Raw genomic sequence first — 1132 nt, forward strand, 5'->3', positions numbered from 1 at the left:
CGCCAGCCGAGCTCCGCCTCCAGCTTGGAGAAGTCGATCGCGTAGCGGAAGTCGTGGCCCGGCCGGTCGCGCACGAAGGTGATCAGATCCGCGTGCGATCCTGCGGCCCGCGGCGCCAGCTCGTCCAGCACGGCGCACAGCGTCCGCACCACCTCGATGTTCTGCCGCTCCGCCGCACCACCGACATTGTAGGTCTCCCCCACCCGGCCGCGCGCGAGAATCAGCGCCAGCGCGCGGGCGTGGTCCTCGACATGGAGCCAGTCGCGCACATTGGTGCCGGCGCCGTAGACCGGCATCGGCTCGCCGGCGAGCCCCTTGATCAGGTTCAGCGGGATCAGCTTCTCGGGGAACTGGCGCGGGCCGTAGTTGTTCGAGCAGTTCGAGATGACAACCGGCAGGCCGTAGGTGTGGCCGAAGGCGCTGACCAGATGGTCGCTCGCCGCCTTCGAGGCCGAGTAGGGCGAGCGCGGATCGTAGGGCGTCGTCTCGGTGAACTGCCCGGTCTCGCCCAGCGTGCCGTAGACCTCGTCGGTCGACACGTGATGGAAGCGGAACGCCTTCGCCCGCTCCGGCGCGAGGGCGCGCCAGTGCGCCAGCGCCGCCTGCAGCAGCACGCAGGTGCCGACCACGTTGGTCTCGACGAAGGCCATCGGCCCGTCGATCGAGCGGTCGACATGGCTCTCCGCCGCGAGATGCATCACGGCGTCGGGATCGTGCTCGGCGAACAGCGCCGCCATTCGCGGCGCGTCGCAGATGTCGGCCCGCACGAAGCGGAAGCCGGGCTTCCCCTCCAGTCCCGCCAGCGACGCCAGATTGCCCGCATAGGTGAGCTTGTCGACCACCAGCACGGACGCGCCGAGATCGTCGACCAGATGATGCGCCACCGCCGAGCCGATGAAGCCCGCCCCGCCCGTCACCAGAATCCGCCGGCCCTGCAGCATCGCCCCCTCCCCCGTCACGCCGGCGCCAGCGCGGCGAGCGGCACGCCGTCATAGGCGAACGGGCTCTCGAACGCGGCGAGACGCGGATACCTGGTGTCCTTGTCGGACAGGCTGACGAGATCGCGCGCCACCGGCCACGGAATCCCGATGTCCGGATCGTCGAAGGCGATCCCGCCCTCGCACTCCGGCGC

General features: G+C 70.4%; 1 protein-coding gene. It reads right to left on the reverse strand.

What is annotated here, in order from left to right; genetic code table 11:
- On the reverse strand, positions 1 to 941 hold a 941-nt coding region (gene rfbB, locus J2S22_RS30845; RefSeq protein WP_307155926.1), incomplete at its 3' end, for a dTDP-glucose 4,6-dehydratase.
- Positions 942 to 1132: the final 191 nt, after the last annotated feature.

The sequence above is a fragment of the Rhodoplanes tepidamans genome, from assembly GCF_030813915.1.
Lineage (GTDB): Bacteria > Pseudomonadota > Alphaproteobacteria > Rhizobiales > Xanthobacteraceae > Rhodoplanes > Rhodoplanes tepidamans.